Source organism: Pantoea sp. GbtcB22 (assembly GCF_019091025.1).
Lineage (GTDB): Bacteria > Pseudomonadota > Gammaproteobacteria > Enterobacterales > Enterobacteriaceae > Pantoea > Pantoea leporis.
Genome location: NZ_JAGXKB010000005.1, coordinates 12,806 through 30,969 on the forward strand (window position 1 = coordinate 12,806; position 18,164 = coordinate 30,969).

Here is an 18,164-nt window from a genome sequence, read left to right on the forward strand (position 1 = left end):
TTGAGGATATTATCCGATTAAAAAAGGTGACTTTGTTTCCAAATTGGAAATTAATCCCAGCGAGGTGCTCCATCAAAGGCTTCAACCAAAAAATCGATAAGTGCCCGGGATTTATGGGCAATATATTTAGCCGGTGGATAAACGGCATAAAGCCCCATTGGCGGTGCTTCGAAGGATGGAAGAACGGTCTGCAGTTTACCCGCTTTAAGCGCCTTGCTGACCACAAACGATGGCAGGCGGGATATGCCTAACCCTGCAGTGGCTGCATTTAAACAAACTTCGGCATTGGAGAATTTCATCCTTCCTTTAACAGGCTGAGTGATGAGTTGCTTGTTCTCATTCAGAAATGGCCACAAGTAAGGCTCACGAAAGTTTGTGTCCACCACGCAGTCATGCTCAGTGAGTTGCTCCCAATGGCTGGGTGTTCCCCGCGCGGAGAGGTAGTCAGGAGAGGCGACAAGAACAATCCTGATATCACAGAGTTTTCTGGCAATTAAGCTGCTGTCCTCTAACTTTCCAATACGTAAGGCCAGATCAAAACCTTCATCGATAACGTTTACCAGGCGGTCAGCAAAACGCACGTCGAGTTCAATATCAGGATATCGATGTGCGAACTCAATTAATAAATCTGGCATTTGTAGTGTGCCGAAGGTAACCGGCGCTGAAATTCGTAATATACCTGAAGGTGTATTCGAGGAATTTCGGACCGAGTCATTGAGGGCATCATAGTTGGCGATGAGTTGACGAATCTGCTCGTAATAAGCACGGCCCACTTCAGTCGGGGTCAACGAGCGGGTGCTTCGTCGAAGCAAGGTTACTCCCAGATCACGCTCAAGGCGTGAGATCAGCTTTGATGCCTGTCCATGGCTGGCACCCAGGCGCTGCGCTGCCGCCGTAAAACTACCGGTTTCCATTACCGCTATGAACATGCGGTCACACTCAATTCTTTCCATAATCCCTCGGGTTGATCGTCACCCTTCATTAAAAACAAATCATATACAAAGCATCTATGAAATGGACATTTATTTCATTTTGTTCCGAATCTAAGGTGTGAAGCATTAATGCTCAAATCCAGGGGGTTGAGCTCAATTCTTGAATACCGAGGTTAATACTATGGAAGATAATAAGCTAACGGGCCTGAACCGCTGGCTGTCGGATTTTCTGACGCCAGTCAGTGCCCCTCAATGGCCAGGAGAAATTCCACACGAGGTTGACCCACCAATTGGCAAGTTGCGCGGTAGCCGGTCCGACGGCGTCTATATTTATCGTGGCATTCCCTACGCGCAGCCACCGGTGGGAACGCGTCGTTTTGCGCCTCCTGTTCCAGTTCATCCATGGGAAGGCATCAAAGATGCGACTCAGTTTGGACCGATGAGCTATCAAGATGGCGAGGGTAATTTCTCCGAAGACTGCCTGTATCTGAATATCTGGAGCCCGGAGGTCAGTAATACAGCGGCACTTCCGGTTTACGTTTTTATTCATGGTGGCGGCTACGTTTTAGGAAGTGGCTCCCAACCACTTTACGAAGGAAAACACCTGGCTCAGCAAGGTATCGTGGTTGTCACTCTGAACTATCGTCTGGGCACTTTGGGCTTTCTGCCCTCTGCTGCGGCGTATGAAGAACATGGCACTACGGGAAACTGGGGGCTCCTCGATATTGTTTCTGCTCTCGAATGGGTAAAGGAAAATATCCGTGCATTTGGTGGCGATCCTTCGCGCGTCACGGTTGGGGGAGAATCAGCTGGCTCTTACGCGGTCAGTACGCTGATTGTTTCTCCGCTTGCGAAAGGCTTATTTGACCAGGCGATTATGCAAAGCGGAAGTCTGCCCAACGCCACGGCGGTTGCGCCAGAAAATGTTCTCTCTCTTGAACAGGCCCACGGTAAGGCATCACGTTTTTTTGATAAGTTGGGATTGAAGGATGATGCAAAAGGTCTGGCCGCTTTAAGGGAAGAGCCTGCCTATAAATTGCTGGCCGTATCTGCACAGTCAACACTGCAGCCGCCGCAAGTCGCCGGTTTCTGGCCCGTGCCTGACGGGCATGTTTATCATGCTGACCCCATTGAAACTGTCGCGAAAGGTGAGATAAACCCGGTCAGGTTGCTTGCAGGGTTTAATACCGATGAAGGCAGCCTTTTCGTACCGCCAGATGCGACTGAACAGCAATATGTCTCATTAATTAATAGTGCCTTTGGTGACAGTGCCGCTGAGGTTTTGCAACGTTTTCCGGTCAATATGGAACACAGCGCTGCTGCACGCATGAACCAACTCATTACGCTGGGATTACTGCGCAGCGGTCTATATCTGTATGCGGATACGCTGGCACGTCACCGCGAAGTCTATATCTATCATTTCGATTATGTCGATCCGGATATCGCTGCGACAGGATTGGGCGTTATTCATGGCTCTGAGTTAAAGTTTATTTTCAATAATCTTATCGATCATGATAACTGGAATGATGATTCGATTCAGGTTGCGCGCGAAGTGCAATCGGCGTGGATTAATTTTATTAAGTTTGGCAATCCCAATGCGCCGTCTGAAAACCAGCTATGGCAAAAATATGATTCCGCGTCGCCGCAAGAGATGCATATTGCTGAAGAAAGAACTATGCAGCCGGTTTTAGACCGGGATGATGTGGTGTTCATTAATCAACGATTACAACGTCAGCGCTAAATCAGTGTTATCATTAATAGCGGCATATAATTAGCCGCTATTAAATCACTCGCTTACAGGTGTGACTTTTAAATCTTTGAACCATGCAACCGTGCCTGACTCAATCCAGATGCCAACACCACCCTGTGCTGAACTACCCAACTTGAGGTCATTGACCATGAAGGCAGGTGTGGGATTGTTATTCAAATACAGTGTGGCATGCTGACCAGTGACCACGATTTTCATATGTATCCATTGGTCAGGTTCGATATCAGCGTAGGTTTCATAGCGTTCCGGGGCTTCTTTACGCAGCCTATCGAAACGAAAGTTTGGATAGGCAAAATACTGAACGCTGTGATTACGACGAACTTGATCCTGCGACTGGCTATTGGTTGGACGTAGGTAAATGTTTTCAAAACTGCCATCTGGCTGAATGCGAAATGACACACCCGCAAAACCTCTCGCGTAGTCAGGCGCTCCTGTCGCCAGCGTACTGGCAAGATCTACTTCAATAATACCGTTATGAAAGCTGACGGGTAACCATGCCATGAAGTTACGATCGGTTAATGTCTCTTTGTTTGGATCTTGCCAGTGATTGGAGGGTAAAGACATCCGCAATGCTTTACTTCCTTTGAAATTATCGTCCTCCAATGTGACACCTATCAAGTTAAATTCCTCAACAGGCTTAAGTAGCGCTGTATTGGCATCTGAGCTGAAGGCAAGAATGCAGCCAACCGTTAACAATCCACTTTTTTTAATCATGAGTGACGGCCTTAAAAATTGAGTCGTGTTTTCGTCAGATTACGATAGGCGCATTACTGATAAGGATAAATATTAACGTGGTATCGACAGAATATATGTTTTGTTTGGAATAGCCTTAATCAGGTCTATCCATGTCAAAATATTAAGTAATGGAGAATGTAAGTCTTTGCTGTTGGCACACGCAGATAGGTATATTTTTAACACGCCTCCTAATGCTGTAAAAACGACTTGAATGCCTTGGCCAGCTTTCATGAAGAACCTGAAGTAATGTGATGGATTATATCCACAACAGAATCCAATTCGATTTCAGGATAGTGTTCACGCATGCCCAGAAGTAACCCATCATCTGTCCACTCGTTCTGCCTACCCAGATAAAAGGCAACTGCAGATAACGGCATCTTCTCGACCTTAGTCACCAACACTAAGATCTTATCCGAAACATCCGAAGCATTTACGTACAACATTGGGCCCGGGACTATCTTCTTCTCCCGCCAGCGTATGGTATGCGTTTTAAGTCCTGACCGAACTTCAGGTAGCAAGCGTGAAACGATTTTAAGGCTCTGCACAAATACTCCTTCAAGGTTAAGAGTGGGTTATCGCTAAGCATAATAGGACGCAGAGGTGCGCTGATAAGATATGCCTATCAGCGCGATAGTTAGCCCGATCACAATACCAGCATTTATTGTTAACATTGAAATGGTAACCATGGTTATCATTATTCCATCGAAAGCAAACAAGCTTTCAACCATACATACTAAGGAATATGACCATGAAAACTATCAAAGCAATGTCTATCGCCGCTGTAGCCGCTCTTTCACTGATGTCAGCAGCAAGCTTCGCGCAGAGCGTTACTGCGACTTCCCTGACACTGGATGGTGCTGAAGCGAAAATCGCCGCACAGGCACAGCAGCAGGGCCAACAGTATAAAATTCTTGAAGCCAGCAATGGCAATGTTGTTCACATGACCGCTGAGCTGTACAAATAACGGATGGTCTCAAATGGAAGTTCCAGAAGAGGTCACCCTATGGGCGGCCTTTTTTGCGTTTGAATCTATAAGGTGTTTTTGCCTTGTCCCCGGTTCACTAAAACACTTAGGTGTTATCTAGGGCCCTGTTCTCAGCTTAAAACAAATTGAATTATTGATAAGCCTGTAAAAAGGTTAACTCCAGAAATCAGCCTAACCACAGCAGCTATGTCCAAATAAAGAATTGCTTGTCGCCCACAACCATCCTTCATAAATTCTCTTACACCCCAACAAAATTATCGTAGGCCGCAGAGATGAGTGAGTTCGTTACAGAGGAGTGGAACAAAGAGGGTTATTTAATCAGCACGGATGAAAATAAACTGGACCTCGCCGCCATACACCGTTATCTCACCACTTCGACATGGGCAGCAGGCATTGATGAAGAGACGGTTTATGCCTCGGTACAAAACAGCCTTAACTTTGGTCTTTATCATCAAGGCTTACAAATTGGCTTTGCGCGGCTCATCACGGATTACGCCACCTTCGCTTATCTGTGCGATGTTTACGTGCTCGACGCGTATCAGGGAAACGGCCTGGCACGCTGGTTGATGGCGTGCATTCATGCGCATCCGGTTTTTGCGCGGCTGCGCAGAATTACGCTGTTCACCAGCACGGCGCCGTGGCTGTATGAAAAGTTTGGCTATCAACCGGTTAACCAGCCGAATTACGCGTGGACGATTACCCGGCCTGATATCTACAAAAACAAAGCGTGATAAATCTCACAGCGCCAGCTGAATCGCCTGCACCTCATCCTCCTGCTGCGCCGGCCGCGCGCAGCAGATCAGCACTTCATCATCCGCCACTTGCGCGCTCGGTGGCGTTAGGTAAGTCACCGCGCCTTGCAGCAGTTTGGTTTTACAGCTGCCGCAATGTCCGGCGCGACAGCTGTACGCTGGGCTCAGGCCACGCGCTTCAGCCAGCTCAAGCAGCGAACCGGTATCCGGCGTCCAACGCGCCTCTTTCAGTGAATCCATGAACTTCACCGGCACCGATTGGGTTGCTATCGGCAACAGCGGTTTTGCTTCTTTAACAATATCGTTGGTGCGCTGCAGCGACGATGGCCCAAAGGCTTCGGCGTGAATGCGATCGTCGGCGATATTCAAGGCGCGCAGCCCGTCGTACAGCGCCTGGGTAAATTGCGGCGGACCGCACAGATAGAAGTCGTAATCGTTAAACGGCAGCACCCGCGAGAGCAGCGCCATATCGATGCGGCCGGCAAAATCGTAATCAACATCCGGTTCTGCATCCGCCGTCTGGCTTAGCACGCGCACCAGTTTCACCGCGCCGTGCGCCGCCGCCAGCAACTGGTCGAGTTCGCGCACAAAAGGGCGCTCGGCTTTGCTGCGCGCCGACTGGAACAGAAACGTAGGGCGCAGGCGCTGTTTGCGCACTCCTTCGTATATCAGATGTCGCAGCATCGCCAGCATCGGCGTGATGCCCACGCCGGCGGCAAGCAGCACCGCCGGACGTGGTTCGCTGGCGTCGAGAGTAAAATCACCCGCCGGCGCACGCGCTTCCAGCGTATCTCCGGTGTGGAGATGATCGTGCAGGTAACGCGAAACCACGCCATCGCGCTTGACGCTGATGCGGTAAAAATTCTCCGATGGCGCGACCGAAAGCGTGTAGGCGCGCATCAGCGGCTTATCCGTACCGGGCAACTGCAGGCGAATCGGCAGATGTTGACCGGCCAGATGCGGCAACAGACCCGCGCCATCATCCGGCACTAAATGAAACGAGCGGATCGTGGCGCTCTCATCCACCACCTTAATCACCTTGAGCGGACGCCAGCGCGAAGCCAGATCTGCTGCACGCAGGCGTTCGGCGGCGGCTTGCCAGTCGCCGGTCATCAGCGAACTGGGTGCGACGCCATCCGGCGGCGTTAACCAGCGTAAGGCGAGGGCGGCACGACGACGCACGATACGGCGCGGGCGAAACGTCCACAGCCGCTCGGCACCCTGAAAAGCGGCGATCTCGGGCGAGTCGAGAATCACTTCGGCATCGCCGCTCAGTTGCAGCGTGTCGCCGCTGGCGTAATCAACAAACAGCAATCCCGCTTTGCCATTATGGTGAATGTTGCCCAGCGTGGAGAAAAACAGATTGCCGTTGAAGTCGGGAATGGTCAGCAGACCATCTTCGCTGACGCGCACGAAACCCGGTTTGCCGCCGCGATGCGAGGCATCAACCTGGCGTTCGGCATAGGTGGCGACGTAGAAGGTATCCGCCGCGCCGATGCTGGCGCGCGCGGCATCATCCAGCGCGCTCAGGGTTTCCACCTCACCGCGATAAGGTTCGGCGGGAGGATGTGCAAAGTGAAAGTCACGCAGCTGGATATAGCGCGGGCAGTTGCCAAAACTCTGCTCCACCTGCACGCGAAAACCAGCGCCAATCGCCTGCAGCACGCCGTTCATGCGGTTACGTCGCCGCGTGTGCAGTTCGATGCCGAGCAGCCCAATCGGCGCGCCATCCTGCATGCCCGCCGCCGCGGGATCGCCTTGATGCGGACGCGCCTCGATATCCAGCGTGGTGGCATTGGGCGAGAAGATAAAACCGGGTTGGCCTTCCAGCAGCGTGGCCCACGCATCGCCGTGCGCATCCACGCTGCCCGCCACAATAAACGGCAGCTGCGCGTAGAAGTCGCGGTGTTGATCTGGCATGTGATCGCGGATCACACGCTGGCCGACGTCCGCCATGCGCTCCGCCACGCCCGCCTGTTGCTGAAGCGCAATTTCACCCTGATGCCAAACCGGCAGTTTCTTGCTCATGATGGTGGACTCAGGCGATGCTGCGCAGGCCAGCCGCAGTTTGGGGGAAGGGCACAAAGCCCGGCAGCGCTTCGATGCGACGCAGCAGCGCGTTCACCGCCGGATAGCCAGAGAGATCGACATTGCCTTCTGGCGCACCCACGATATAGCTGTACTGCGCGACGTCGGCGATAGTCGGACGATCGCCGACCAGCCATTCACGGCCTTCGAGATGCTGCTCAATGCGTGACAGCACCAGATGCGCGCGGGCAATCACCTCTTCTGGATTGAACGGGCGGCCAAATACGGTAATCAAACGCGCCGCGGCTGGACCAAAGGCGATATCACCGGCTGCCACGGTGAGCCAGCGCTGTACCGCCGCCGCGCCCAGCGCATCTTCCGGCAGCCATTCGCTGCGACCGCTTTTCTTCGCCAGATAGACCAGAATGGCGTTGGAATCGGCAATAAACACGCCGTCATCCTCCAGCACCGGCACCTGACCAAACGGATTCATGGCGAGGAATTCCGGCGTTTTGTTTTCGCCAGATTTGAGATCAACATCGATGACTTCATGCGGTAAATCCAGCAGCGACAGGAACAGACGTGCGCGGTGAGCATGACCAGAAAGCGGGAAGTGATAGAGTTTCATGTTGCGGTTCCTTAGGTGTTGCTCGGGATAATCCCGAGCCTTGCCATAAGGTTCGCACAGACAATTTAGCGGCAGAATAGCCGGGTTAGCGAAGTCATTGTTGCGAAAAATGGAAGAATCGTGCCGGAGCTACTTCTTAGCTTCCACGCCTGGCGTAGCGGAGCGAACCAAATACTGTTCGGTCACGTCCGGCAAATGCGTCAAGGTCCAGTCGGCCATGGCGATTTCCTGCTCACGGATGCGCGAGAAGATATCGGCACTTTCGTGATCGTTGAGATGCTGCGCCGCCGCAATCAGTGAGGTGTAACTGGCAATCTCAAGGTGCTCAAACACGTGGCCGCTGATCGCGCCTTTCACCACTTCATCTTCCACCATCACGCCGCCAATCGACTGACCGAAAGCAGAGATTTTGCCGGCGAGGTCTTTCAATACCGATTGAGAAGTGGAGTAGCGATCGATCACGCTCTGCACCAGCGTCTGATGTTCACGGGTCTCAACAATATGCTGTTCGATACGCAGTTTAAGGTCGGGATAGTGTTCAAGGCGCGAGGCCATTTTTTCCAGCATGCTTTCAGCCTGTTTTTCCATGGCATGGGCATCTTTTACCCAATCGAGAAAGTGCTCTTCGCTGTTGTGGCTCATAATATTTTCCTGACAAATAAATAAAAGGAGATTGCGGCTGTTGCCGAATTACCGGCCAGCCGCAATAACGTTATGCGGGAGATTTATCGACGACTCGACGGCTTTTTTTACCGCCTTTTCGTCCCGCTTCAATCGCACGCTCTGGATTATTACGAAAATTGCCGCCGCTTAATTGGCCGCCTTTTTTACCCGCTTCGCGGGCTCTTTCCGGGTCCATGGCAAAATTGCCAGAACCGCCACGTGGTGCTGTCATAATGAATACCTCAGATAAAGGGATAACGCATATTTCATTTGCTACTTAAGGTTAGCCCTAAAAGCCAAACGTACAACCAATTGAAATTAGGAATTATCCTAAGGGTATTGAAATCGTTCAGTTATTTTTTATACTTAAAAAAAGTTGATTTGATAAAAAAGATAATTAAAAATTCGCGATTAATGGATGAGATAAAATAATTGACCGCTGCGCTTATAATTTTTTTCTCTTCCAACGTGATGAAATGAATTAACATTCCTGATGCTTTTATTTTTTTCTCAGACAGAGAGTGGCGACCAGATCATTAGCCATAATCTTAAAAGGGGTTTAATAAATATAAATGCTAATAAAAAGGGATTATTTTAAGCGAAGCGCACTATTTCTGCTTTTTAACCATAAATAGTGCGTTGGGATTATTTTACCAGCACCTGCGCACCGGCGTTTTTCTCCAGTCGCGTTACGTCAAACAGCGACAGCAGCACCAACAGCGCCACACCGGCAAAGGCGATATGAATATCGCTTTGCGCAATTTCGCTATGCTCCTGCCACAACATGGATGCGCGCAGGAACAGCGCCGCCAGCGCAATACCCGCGCTCATGCTGAACTGGAAGAAGATGCTGAACACCACCGAGGCATCGCTCATCTTGTTTTGCGGCACATCGGCGAAGCCCAAGCTGTTGTAGCAGCTGAACTGCAGCGAGCGCGACAGCCCGCCAACAAACAGAATCGCGGCAATCGCGAAGTAGCCCAGCGACGGAGTGAGCAGCAAGCAGCCGAGCATCGCTGCAAGGCTGATCATGCCATTGAACATCAGCACGCGACGAAAGCCCCAGCGCTTCATCAACCAGGTTGTCGCTGGCTTCATCGCCAGGTTTCCGGCAAATACCCACAGCACCATCGCACCGGCCTGCGCCGCGCTCCAGCCAAAGCCAAGCTGAAACAGCAACGGCAGCAAATAGGGCACCGCGTTGATCGAGGCGCGGAAGAACGAGCCGCCAATCACCGCATTACGGAAGGTGGCAATTTTCATCGCGCTAAACGGCAGCAGCGGCTGCGCATGGCGGAAGCTGTGACGATACGCCAGCCAGCTGCACAGCATGCCCAGCAGCAGCAACGGAATGCCAAAACTGAGATGCATCTGCCCGAGCGCTTCCAGCGCGATAATTAATGAGGTGCAGGCGGTGGCGGTAAGCACAAAGCCGCGCACATCAAACGGCCGCCGCTGTTCGCTTTTAAACTGCGGCACCAGATAAGCGGTGGCGATAATGGCGAGGATGCCGAGCGGAATATTGAGCCAGAAAATCCACGGCCAATGCCCGTAGGTGACAATCAAACCGCCCAGCGGCGGGCCGAGCACCGGCGCAATCAAACCCGGCCAGGTAATAAAGGCGATGGTTTTCACCATCTCCTTTTTCTCCGTGACGCGCAGCACTACCATGCGACCGACCGGCACCATCATCGCGCCGCCAATGCCTTGCAGAATGCGGCTCAACGTGAACATCGCGAGCGTGTCGCTCAATCCACACAGAATCGACGCGAGGGTGAAAATCAGGATGGCGCTGGCAAACACCGTACGCGCGCCAAAGCGCTCTGCCAGCCAGCCGCTCATCGGAATAAATACTGCCACCGCCAATAAATAGGCGCTGACGCCAATGTTCAGCGCCACCGGGCTGGAAGCGAAGTCGCGCGCCATCTGCGGAATCGCGGTGGTGATCACCGTGGCATCGAGGTTTTCCATAAAGAAGGTCACGGCGACCAACAACGCTAACAGCAGGGTGCGATGGGAGTTCGGTCTGGCTTCTCTGCCTGAGTCGATCATGCGAGGTCCTGCGAAAACAGAAGGATGCAAAGACTTTTAATGAAAAGCGCGGCAGGTGCAAATCAAAATCACAGAATGTATAAGTCTTAGCGGCGCAATTCATTGCTCGATGAATCGCGCCGCTAAGCAATGTGCGATGACAGGATGCGCACTGGATAAAATCAGATGGTTTCTGCCACGGTAGCTTTTGCCTCAATAAACGCTATCACCGCTTTCGTCACCTCTGCCGTATTCGCTGTGCCGCCAACATCCGGTGTCAAAATGCCCTGAGCGCAGACATATTCAACACCTTGCATAATCAGCGCCGCAGCATCCCGCTCGCCGAGGTGCTCCAGCATCTGTACCGCCGTCCAGAACGTGGCGATCGGATTGGCGATGCCTTTGCCGGTGATATCAAACGCCGAGCCGTGAATCGGTTCGAACATCGACGGGAAGCGACGTTCAGGATCAATGTTGGCGGTGGGCGCCACGCCCAAACTGCCCGCCAGCGCGCCGGCCAGATCCGACAGAATATCGGCGTGCAGATTGGTGGCGACAATGGTATCGAGGCTCTGCGGATGCAGCGTCATGCGATGCGTCATCGCATCCACCAGCATCTTATCCCACTGCACATCCGGGAACTCCTGCGCCACTTCAGCGGCAATCTCATCCCACATCACCATGCCGTGACGCTGGGCGTTGGATTTGGTCACCACCGTCAGCAGCTTGCGTGGACGCGACTGCGCCAGTTTGAAGGCATAACGCATAATGCGCGTCACGCCAACGCGGGTGAAGATCGCCACTTCGGTGCCGACTTCTTCCGGCAAACCACGATGCGCGCGCCCACCATTACCGGAATATTCGCCTTCTGAGTTTTCCCGCACAATCACCCAGTCGAGATCGCCGGGGCCGCGATTGCGCAGCGGCGAGGTGACGCCCGGCAGAATTTTGGTCGGACGCACGTTGGCGTACTGGTCAAAGCCCTGACAAATTGGCAAACGCAAACCCCACAGCGTGATGTGATCCGGCACGTCGGGCGCGCCGACCGCACCAAAGTAAATCGCATCAAACGTCTTCAGCGTTTGCAGGCCATCTTCCGGCATCATTACGCCGTGTTGCTTGTAGTAATCCGAGCCCCAGTCAAAGGTTTGCACCGTAAACGTCAGCTGCGGATCGTGACGCGTCAACGCGTGCAGCACGGCTACGCCAGCAGAGATCACTTCCGGGCCAATACCATCCGCAGGAATCGCGGCAATTGAGTAGTTACGCATGATGTTTCTCCAGTTAGGTCAATGTGTATGAGGATGAGCAAGCTCTGCGGGATGCGGTGTTTTGCCGCGGGCAGAGAGAATCAGAACTACAATCGCCGATAGCACCAGCAGCCCGGCAACAAAATAGAGTCCCCACGTATAGCTGCCCGTTTGCTGACGGATCACGCCAATCATCATTGGGCCGACAAAACCGCCAAGGTTGCCGATAGAGTTGATGGTGGCGATGCCCGCGGCCGCCGCGGGACCGCTCAGGAACAGCGTCGGCATGCTCCACAGCGGCGGTTTGGAGGCGCTGATGCCGACGGTGACCAGCGTCAGGGCGATAATCACCGTAAACAGCGTGCTGACGTTCCCGGCATAAATCAGTCCGGCAGCCGCCAGCAAACAGGCACCGATAACATGCCAGCTGCGCTCTTTGGTGCGGTCCGAATGGCGCGCCCACAGAATCATGCCGATCACGCCCAGTACCGCCGGGAAGGCGTTGAGGAAACCAATTTCTATTGAGGACGCGCCGAAGCTGCGGATGATTTGCGGTGACCAGATGCCGAGGGTGTACAAACCTGCGGATGTGCCGAAATAGACCAGCGCCAGCGCTAACACACGCTTATCGGCCAGTCCGCGCCAGGCGCTGCTGTGGCTTTGATTGGCCGCGCGCGCCTGTTCTTCGGCCTGCATGGTCTTTTCCAGCCACGCCCGTTCTTCATCGGTGAGCCACTTGGCTTTCGCCGGGCGATCGGTGAGGTAAAACAGCACCACGATGCCGAATATCAGTGCCGGTATCGCTTCCAGCACAAACATCCATTGCCAACCGGCGTAGCCAAGCAGGCCATGCATCTCCAGTAATGCGGCGGAAATGGGCGAACCTAACGCAGTGGAAAGTGGGGCCGCAGCCATAAAGATGGCGGTAACCTGCGCACGTTTCGCCGCCGGGAACCAGTAACTGAGATAAAGGATGATGCCGGGGAAGAAACCGGCTTCCGCTACGCCAAGCAGAAAGCGCAGCAGGTAGAAGCTGGTGGTGCCCTGCACAAATGCCATGCAGCCGGAAACCAATCCCCATGTGATCATGACGCGCGCAATCCAGATGCGGTGCCGACTTTATGCAGAATTAAATTCGACGGCACTTCAAACAGAAAATAACCGAGAAAAAAGATTCCAGCGCCAAAGCCAAATACCGTGGGCGAGAAACCTAAATCCTGATTCATAGTTAATGCAGCAAAACCAATATTGACGCGATCGAGAAAAGCGATGAAGTAGAGCAGCATGATGAAGGGCACAATGCGTAACGTCACTTTACGCATCACCCTTTTTTCGAGGTGAGAGTTCATATTAAAGTGCTCCAGATTGTGTAGGGTGGTGTTATTTTTTGTAATCGAGTTCAGTATGCAGTTTTACTTTGGCTTATCATCAGATGTGGATTATATAAACTATTTGCATAATCAGCGGGTGAGGGGAATGTGGATATAAATCAATTGCGTTGCTTTATTTCGGTCGGTAAAGAACTGCATTTTGGCCGCGCCGCACAAAAGATGGAAATGATGCCTGCGTCACTTTCTCGCTTCATTCGTTTACTGGAAGAGGACCTCGGCGTGCGTCTGTTAAATCGATCGACGCGTAATGTTTCATTAACTGCCGAAGGCGCGCTCTTTTTTGACGACGCCAGCAAATTAATCGATCAATTTGATGCGCTGGCGAAACGTTTTAAAGTGGGATTAAAAGATGAACGCCGCACATTACGTATTGGTGCGATTGATAGTGCCGCGCGTGGGTTAGTTCCGGCGTTACTTAATTTATTTGTTCCGCTGCATCCGCACAGCGATATTCATATTATTGAAGACAAAACCATTAATTTAATTCCGAAATTAAAGTCGGGTTGGCTGGATATGATTTTTATTCGCGAGCCGCAAAGTATTGATGCGTCATTAGCGGTGCGCTTTATCACGCGCGAAAGCTGCGTGCTGGCGGTGCCGATTCAGCATGCGCTGGCGGCTCGTGAACGGGTGGCGGTGGCCGATTTTCAACACGAAGCGATGATCATTCCAGACCGGCGCACACGCCCGCACAGTCACGATCTCACCATGAGCCTGTTTAAACTGGCGGGATTCACGCCGCACATCGCGCAGTTTGCCGAAGAGAAGCAAACCATCCTGAGCCTGGTTGCTGCGGGGCTGGGATTGGCGGTGGTGCCCGCCTCGTATCGCACCATGAACAGCGACAGCGTTAGCTATATTGCGCTGGATCTGCCGGAGCAGATTAAAGGATTGCCATTGAGCATTGCCTGGCAGAAGGGCAACGAAGATCGGTTTCTGCGCGAGATGCTGCGCCTGTTGCATGAGCATCAGCGTGAGCTGACGGATAAGTTGTGATTTCCCTCACCTTAACCCTCTCCCAGAGGGAGAGGAAACTGGCCGCTGCGGAGTTTAACAATTCCCTCTCCCGCCTGCGGGAGAGGGCCAGGGTGAGGGGCAAAGCGCACTTTCCACCCTGTGGCTAATTCCCACCACTCTCTCTATGATGAAAACTTTCCCGCGCCAATGTCGGGAACGATCAATGAGTTAGGGAAAAATTGCGCGATGACCATTTTAAACGACCTGGATTTGCGGCAGCTGGAAGCCTTTTCGGCGGTGATCTCTGCCGGTAGCATCACGGCGGCGGCGAAGGCGCTCAATCGCTCGCAGCCGGCGGTGTCGCGTTTGATTCAGGAGCTGGAACAATCGCTGGGTTATCCGCTGTTTATCCGCAACGGGCCGCGCATTCATCCTTCGGAAGAGGCGCTGCAGCTGCATCAATACGTGCAGAAAGCGCTGCTCTCGCTGCAGCAGATTCGCCTGCGCGCGCAGGAGATCGCCCATCAGCAGCATCGTCCGCTGAGCATCGCCGCCACGCCGGCATTGGCGGCGGGTTTGCTGCCGCAGGCGCTGGCCGCGCTGAATCTGCAGAACAAAGTGCAGATCATCAGCGAATCCGCCGTGCAGACGGCGCATGCGGTGATCACTGCCGAAGCCGATCTCGGTTTATGCAGTTTGCCGCTGGAGCATCACGCGGTGGAACTGCACTGGATTGGCCAGTCGCAATGCGTGGTGGCGCTGCCAGAGCATGACGAGCTGGCGGCGCAATCTCAGCTGTCGTTAAGCAGCCTGGCGGGACGCCGTTTGATTGCACCGTGGAGCCCGCAGCGGTTGCGCGGGCGCTACGAAAAGGCGCTGAAAATGGTCAAAACGCCGCTGCACGAAACCATCGAAACCAACTCCTCCGCCAATATTCTTGGCTGCGTGCGCGCCGGGCTGGGCGTGGCGATTCTCGAACCGGTCACCGGTTGGGGCATGCCGCTGGCCGGTGTGGCGATTCGTCCAATTGAGGAGGATATTCCCTACTACTTTGGCGTGATCACGCCGCAGGGAAGACAGATTTCAGCTGCCGCGCAGGCGCTGGTTGAGGCGTTAGCCAGCGCGGCCGCCGATTTGCTGCCGGGTTTTGAGCGTCTGCCCGCCAGCGAGCATCCGCGTATTATGCGGTTGATTAATCAGGATTAAATATCTCACCCCAATCGTATTTTTTAGCGGTGCGATAAATCGCGCCGCTCCGAAATATACGTGATGTCAGTCATCAGCCAGCGTATAAAAATCTTCTTTTAACAAGCCTTATAACATTTCCGGCATAAGATATAAGAAATCCATTGGTCAAAAGCTGAGCGCGATTATTGACTCTGTTTTAGGGCAAGAGGATTATGCGAAACCTTAGCTCTTACTATGTGATTTAGTGATTAATGACCATTAACTATGTGTTATCAGGATAATGGAAATGCACAATCACTTACGCGATTTGGTGGTTTCGTCCGCACCCTGGCCGCCGCTTATTTCTGGGAAAACATGTATGACTTATGCCGCCGATGGCCTTGCCGCGCTGGAAGCTCAGCTTCAGCAGGATCTGGAATATCTTGAACTGCCCGCTAAATCCTGGGTGCCCGAGCGCACACAGGATGGCGCACTCGTGCGTGACGTGGTGGTGATCGGCGCGGGCATGTGCGGGCTGGCGGCGGTGGCGAAATTGCAGTTCAGCGGCATCAGCAATGTGGTGGCGTATGACGCCGCACCCGCCGGGCTGGAAGGTCCGTGGGTGACCTTTGCGCGCATGGAAACGCTGCGTTCACCGAAATCTCTACAAGGCCCGGCGCTCGGCATGGCGCAACTGACGTTCCGCGCGTGGTTCACCGCGCAGTGGGGCAAAGAAGCCTGGCAAGCGCTGGATAAAATTCCCAAAGCGCAGTGGATGGATTATCTGATTTGGTATCGCAAGGTGCTGAATCTGCCGGTGCGTAACAATGTACGCGTCACCCAGATTGGCTTTGCTGGCGATCTGATTACGCTCGATGTAAGCGGTGCCGAAACCGGCCGCATTTACACTCGCCGTTTGGTGCTGGCCACCGGACGTTCTGGTCTTGGCGGCTTTGCCGTGCCGGATTTCCTGCAAGGTATTAGCCGCCAGTTCTGGGCGCACTCCGCTGACGACATTGATTTCTCAGCCTTAAAAAGCAAACGCATCGCGGTGATTGGCGCAGGTGCATCGTCAATGGATAACGCCGCCACCGCGCTGGAAAACGGCGCGGGCGCGGTGGACCTGCTGATTCGTCGTAAGCAGATGCCGCGCATCAATAAAATGACCGGCATCGGCAGTCAGGGCGTGGTGCACGGCATGCATCAGCTGCCGGACGCGTGGAAGTGGAAGTTTGTCGATTACACCGCCACCACGCAAACGCCGCCGCCGCGCTCCTCGACGCTGCGCGTATCGCGTCATGCCAATGCTCGCTTCTTGCTTAATTGCGGCATCAAAGCGGTTAAGCAAGAGGCCGATGGGCTGCTGATCGAAACCACGCAAGGCGCGCTGCGCTACGACTACCTCATTGCGGCCACCGGCTTTAGCAACGATTTCCACGACCGCCCGGAGTTTGCCGCGCTCGCGCCACATATCCGCAGCTGGCGCGACGGACGTTATCAGTCGTCAATGGGCGCGCCGCGAGCCAATCTGCTGGAAGCGCCGGATCTCGGTCCCGCCTTTGAATTCCGCGAACTGACACCAGGCGCATGTCCGCTGTTGGCGCACATTCACTGCTTCAACGATGCCGCGATGCTGACGCACGGCAAAGTCTCCGGCGATATTCCGGCGGTGAGCGCCGGTGCCGATCGTCTGGTGCGCGGCATTACCGCTTCGCTGTTTGCCGAAGACGTCGAGCAGCATTACGCCAACTTACAGGCTTTTGACACCCCTGAATTGCAGGGCGATGAATGGGTGGATTCCACGCCCTTACTCAACCAGGAGAACGCGCAGTGAGTGACGCAATTGATCGCGCAGTCGGTTTAAACGCTGAAGATGCGCTGTACGGCACGCGCCGCCTGCGCCCGGAATTTGTTGACGGCGCGGAGCAGTGCCGCATCTCGGTGCTGGCACCCAACGACGATCAGGGCTTAGCGCCGGATGTGCGTTTAGCGCTGGCGCAGCGCATGGCGCAGCTGAATAACGATGCCGCGCTGCAACAGGATTATCAGACGCAGCTGGCGGCGTTGCAGCCGTCAGAGGCGCTGCTGGCGCTGGCGGCAGGCGCCACCGATCTGCCAGAACCGCTGGCGACCATCGCGCGCCACGCCGATCTCATTACCCAGCAGCCAATGCACGCCACCGAGCAGCACATTCGCCTGCTGGAGCAAGCCGGATTGAGCAATTCACAGATTGTGGCGCTCTCCGAGCTGATCGCTTTTATTAACTTCCAGACGCGCGTCGCGGCCGGATTACGTTTGCTGAGGTCTGCATGATTCCATCGGTTAATCTCAAGCCGCTGCACTGGCATCCGTATATTGCGCCGGTTGAGGTAGAAGAGGCCACGCCCGCGCAGCTCGATGCGATGAAAGTGACGCCATCGAATAAGAAGATCTCCGAATATGTGCGCACGTTAGCGCACGATCCCGACAGCTACGTGGCGCGTACCGTGCTGTTCAACGCCATTATGTATGTCGATGGCGGGCTGGATCGCGCGGATCGTGAACTCGGCGCGCTGGGCGCGTCGATCGTTAACGGCTGCAAATATTGCGCGGTGGTGCATGCGCGTCGTCATGCGCAGCTGGCGGAGAGCGATGCGGTGGTGAGCGCCATCTATTTTGATCGTGCGGATGTGCTCGGCGAGCGAGATGCGGCGATCTACCGTTTTGCCCGCCGCCTGTCGGTGACGCCGTCAGAAGCCAGCGTCGAAGATATAGCGGCACTGCGCGCGGTCGGCATGAACGATCAGGAGATTATCGATCTGATCCACGCCATCGCCATTTTTGGCTGGGCCAACCGTCTGATGCATGTGCTTGGCCATGCTGACCTGCACAAATAAG

General features: G+C 53.9%; 17 protein-coding genes and 1 pseudogene. 8 read left to right on the forward strand and 10 right to left on the reverse strand.

All coding sequences use genetic code 11. The features are described 5' to 3' along the window. Positions 1 to 50: 50 nt before the first annotated feature. The gene (locus KVT28_RS16440; protein ID WP_101761852.1) at positions 51 to 953 is read right to left on the reverse strand and encodes a LysR family transcriptional regulator; all 903 of its coding nucleotides are present in this window, start codon (positions 951 to 953) and stop codon (positions 51 to 53) included. Positions 954 to 1,113: 160 nt separating this feature from the next. On the opposite strand from KVT28_RS16440, the gene KVT28_RS16445 reads away from it, so the two are divergent. After that, positions 1,114 to 2,673: a carboxylesterase/lipase family protein gene (locus KVT28_RS16445; RefSeq protein WP_101761853.1), complete on the forward strand. Its 1,560-nt coding sequence runs from the start codon at positions 1,114 to 1,116 to the stop codon at positions 2,671 to 2,673. A gap of 45 nt (positions 2,674 to 2,718) precedes the next feature. Here KVT28_RS16445 and KVT28_RS16450 read toward each other — a convergent pair whose 3' ends face one another. Further along, positions 2,719 to 3,414 carry a family 16 glycoside hydrolase gene (locus KVT28_RS16450; RefSeq protein WP_101761854.1) on the reverse strand — a complete coding sequence of 232 codons (696 nt, stop codon included), beginning with the start codon at positions 3,412 to 3,414 and terminating at the stop codon, positions 2,719 to 2,721. A 248-nt stretch (positions 3,415 to 3,662) separates the two neighbouring features. Continuing rightward, the gene (locus tag KVT28_RS16455; protein ID WP_101761855.1) at positions 3,663 to 3,980 is read right to left on the reverse strand and encodes an ASCH domain-containing protein; all 318 of its coding nucleotides are present in this window, start codon (positions 3,978 to 3,980) and stop codon (positions 3,663 to 3,665) included. 203 nt (positions 3,981 to 4,183) lie between these two features. On the opposite strand from KVT28_RS16455, the gene KVT28_RS16460 reads away from it, so the two are divergent. Continuing rightward, positions 4,184 to 4,399: a YdgH/BhsA/McbA-like domain containing protein gene (locus tag KVT28_RS16460; protein WP_101761856.1), complete on the forward strand. Its 216-nt coding sequence runs from the start codon at positions 4,184 to 4,186 to the stop codon at positions 4,397 to 4,399. Positions 4,400 to 4,692: 293 nt separating this feature from the next. Next, the gene (locus tag KVT28_RS16465) at positions 4,693 to 5,151 is read left to right on the forward strand and encodes a GNAT family N-acetyltransferase (protein WP_217549352.1); all 459 of its coding nucleotides are present in this window, start codon (positions 4,693 to 4,695) and stop codon (positions 5,149 to 5,151) included. 6 nt (positions 5,152 to 5,157) lie between these two features. On the opposite strand, the gene KVT28_RS16470 is transcribed toward KVT28_RS16465, so the two are convergent. The 7 genes and pseudogenes from KVT28_RS16470 to KVT28_RS16500 all read right to left on the reverse strand — a co-directional run bounded on the left by KVT28_RS16470 (position 5,158) and on the right by KVT28_RS16500 (position 13,121). Next, positions 5,158 to 7,200: a pyridoxamine 5'-phosphate oxidase family protein gene (locus tag KVT28_RS16470; protein WP_217549354.1), complete on the reverse strand. Its 2,043-nt coding sequence runs from the start codon at positions 7,198 to 7,200 to the stop codon at positions 5,158 to 5,160. A 10-nt stretch (positions 7,201 to 7,210) separates the two neighbouring features. After that, complete coding sequence (locus tag KVT28_RS16475; RefSeq protein WP_101761859.1) at positions 7,211 to 7,828, reverse strand: glutathione S-transferase family protein; 618 nt, start codon at positions 7,826 to 7,828, stop codon at positions 7,211 to 7,213. A 129-nt stretch (positions 7,829 to 7,957) separates the two neighbouring features. Continuing rightward, a complete protein-coding gene (locus KVT28_RS16480) occupies positions 7,958 to 8,470 on the reverse strand; it encodes a ferritin-like domain-containing protein (RefSeq protein WP_101761860.1) in 513 nt (170 codons plus the stop codon). A 70-nt stretch (positions 8,471 to 8,540) separates the two neighbouring features. Then, a complete protein-coding gene (locus tag KVT28_RS16485; RefSeq protein ID WP_101761861.1) occupies positions 8,541 to 8,723 on the reverse strand; it encodes a general stress protein in 183 nt (60 codons plus the stop codon). Positions 8,724 to 9,136: 413 nt separating this feature from the next. After that, on the reverse strand, positions 9,137 to 10,543 hold the full coding sequence (locus KVT28_RS16490; RefSeq protein WP_101761862.1) for an MFS transporter: 1,407 nt from the start codon (positions 10,541 to 10,543) through the stop codon (positions 9,137 to 9,139). 161 nt (positions 10,544 to 10,704) lie between these two features. Beyond that, positions 10,705 to 11,793 carry a tartrate dehydrogenase gene (locus tag KVT28_RS16495; protein ID WP_101761863.1) on the reverse strand — a complete coding sequence of 363 codons (1,089 nt, stop codon included), beginning with the start codon at positions 11,791 to 11,793 and terminating at the stop codon, positions 10,705 to 10,707. A gap of 18 nt (positions 11,794 to 11,811) precedes the next feature. Continuing rightward, a pseudogene (locus KVT28_RS16500) lies at positions 11,812 to 13,121 on the reverse strand (MFS transporter). Between the two features lie 129 nt (positions 13,122 to 13,250). On the opposite strand from KVT28_RS16500, the gene KVT28_RS16505 reads away from it, so the two are divergent. From KVT28_RS16505 to KVT28_RS16525, 5 genes are all read left to right on the forward strand, one after another. Continuing rightward, on the forward strand, positions 13,251 to 14,159 hold the full coding sequence (locus KVT28_RS16505) for a LysR family transcriptional regulator (protein WP_101761865.1): 909 nt from the start codon (positions 13,251 to 13,253) through the stop codon (positions 14,157 to 14,159). A 207-nt stretch (positions 14,160 to 14,366) separates the two neighbouring features. Continuing rightward, the gene (locus KVT28_RS16510; RefSeq protein WP_206098203.1) at positions 14,367 to 15,326 is read left to right on the forward strand and encodes a LysR family transcriptional regulator; all 960 of its coding nucleotides are present in this window, start codon (positions 14,367 to 14,369) and stop codon (positions 15,324 to 15,326) included. A 340-nt stretch (positions 15,327 to 15,666) separates the two neighbouring features. Then, the gene (locus tag KVT28_RS16515; protein ID WP_217549356.1) at positions 15,667 to 17,121 is read left to right on the forward strand and encodes an NAD(P)-binding domain-containing protein; all 1,455 of its coding nucleotides are present in this window, start codon (positions 15,667 to 15,669) and stop codon (positions 17,119 to 17,121) included. Continuing rightward, on the forward strand, positions 17,118 to 17,600 hold the full coding sequence (locus tag KVT28_RS16520) for a CMD domain-containing protein (protein WP_110867263.1): 483 nt from the start codon (positions 17,118 to 17,120) through the stop codon (positions 17,598 to 17,600). Before KVT28_RS16515 ends, KVT28_RS16520 begins: the two co-directional genes overlap by 4 nt. Further along, a complete protein-coding gene (locus tag KVT28_RS16525; RefSeq protein WP_101761869.1) occupies positions 17,597 to 18,163 on the forward strand; it encodes a peroxidase-related enzyme in 567 nt (188 codons plus the stop codon). Before KVT28_RS16520 ends, KVT28_RS16525 begins: the two co-directional genes overlap by 4 nt. The last annotated feature ends 1 nt before the right edge of the window (position 18,164 follow it).

Bases quoted from the DNA above. Each gene is read 5' to 3' on its own strand.
- KVT28_RS16440 (WP_101761852.1), bottom strand. From the start codon at position 953: ATGGAAAGAATTGAGTGTGACCGCATGTTCATAGCGGTAATGGAAACC.
- KVT28_RS16445 (WP_101761853.1), top strand. From the start codon at position 1,114: ATGGAAGATAATAAGCTAACGGGCCTGAACCGCTGGCTGTCGGATTTT.
- KVT28_RS16450 (WP_101761854.1), bottom strand. From the start codon at position 3,414: ATGATTAAAAAAAGTGGATTGTTAACGGTTGGCTGCATTCTTGCCTTC.
- KVT28_RS16460 (WP_101761856.1), top strand. From the start codon at position 4,184: ATGAAAACTATCAAAGCAATGTCTATCGCCGCTGTAGCCGCTCTTTCA.
- KVT28_RS16465 (WP_217549352.1), top strand. From the start codon at position 4,693: ATGAGTGAGTTCGTTACAGAGGAGTGGAACAAAGAGGGTTATTTAATC.
- KVT28_RS16470 (WP_217549354.1), bottom strand. From the start codon at position 7,200: ATGAGCAAGAAACTGCCGGTTTGGCATCAGGGTGAAATTGCGCTTCAG.
- KVT28_RS16475 (WP_101761859.1), bottom strand. From the start codon at position 7,828: ATGAAACTCTATCACTTCCCGCTTTCTGGTCATGCTCACCGCGCACGT.
- KVT28_RS16480 (WP_101761860.1), bottom strand. From the start codon at position 8,470: ATGAGCCACAACAGCGAAGAGCACTTTCTCGATTGGGTAAAAGATGCC.
- KVT28_RS16485 (WP_101761861.1), bottom strand. From the start codon at position 8,723: ATGACAGCACCACGTGGCGGTTCTGGCAATTTTGCCATGGACCCGGAA.
- KVT28_RS16490 (WP_101761862.1), bottom strand. From the start codon at position 10,543: ATGATCGACTCAGGCAGAGAAGCCAGACCGAACTCCCATCGCACCCTG.
- KVT28_RS16495 (WP_101761863.1), bottom strand. From the start codon at position 11,793: ATGCGTAACTACTCAATTGCCGCGATTCCTGCGGATGGTATTGGCCCG.
- KVT28_RS16510 (WP_206098203.1), top strand. From the start codon at position 14,367: ATGACCATTTTAAACGACCTGGATTTGCGGCAGCTGGAAGCCTTTTCG.
- KVT28_RS16515 (WP_217549356.1), top strand. From the start codon at position 15,667: ATGACTTATGCCGCCGATGGCCTTGCCGCGCTGGAAGCTCAGCTTCAG.
- KVT28_RS16525 (WP_101761869.1), top strand. From the start codon at position 17,597: ATGATTCCATCGGTTAATCTCAAGCCGCTGCACTGGCATCCGTATATT.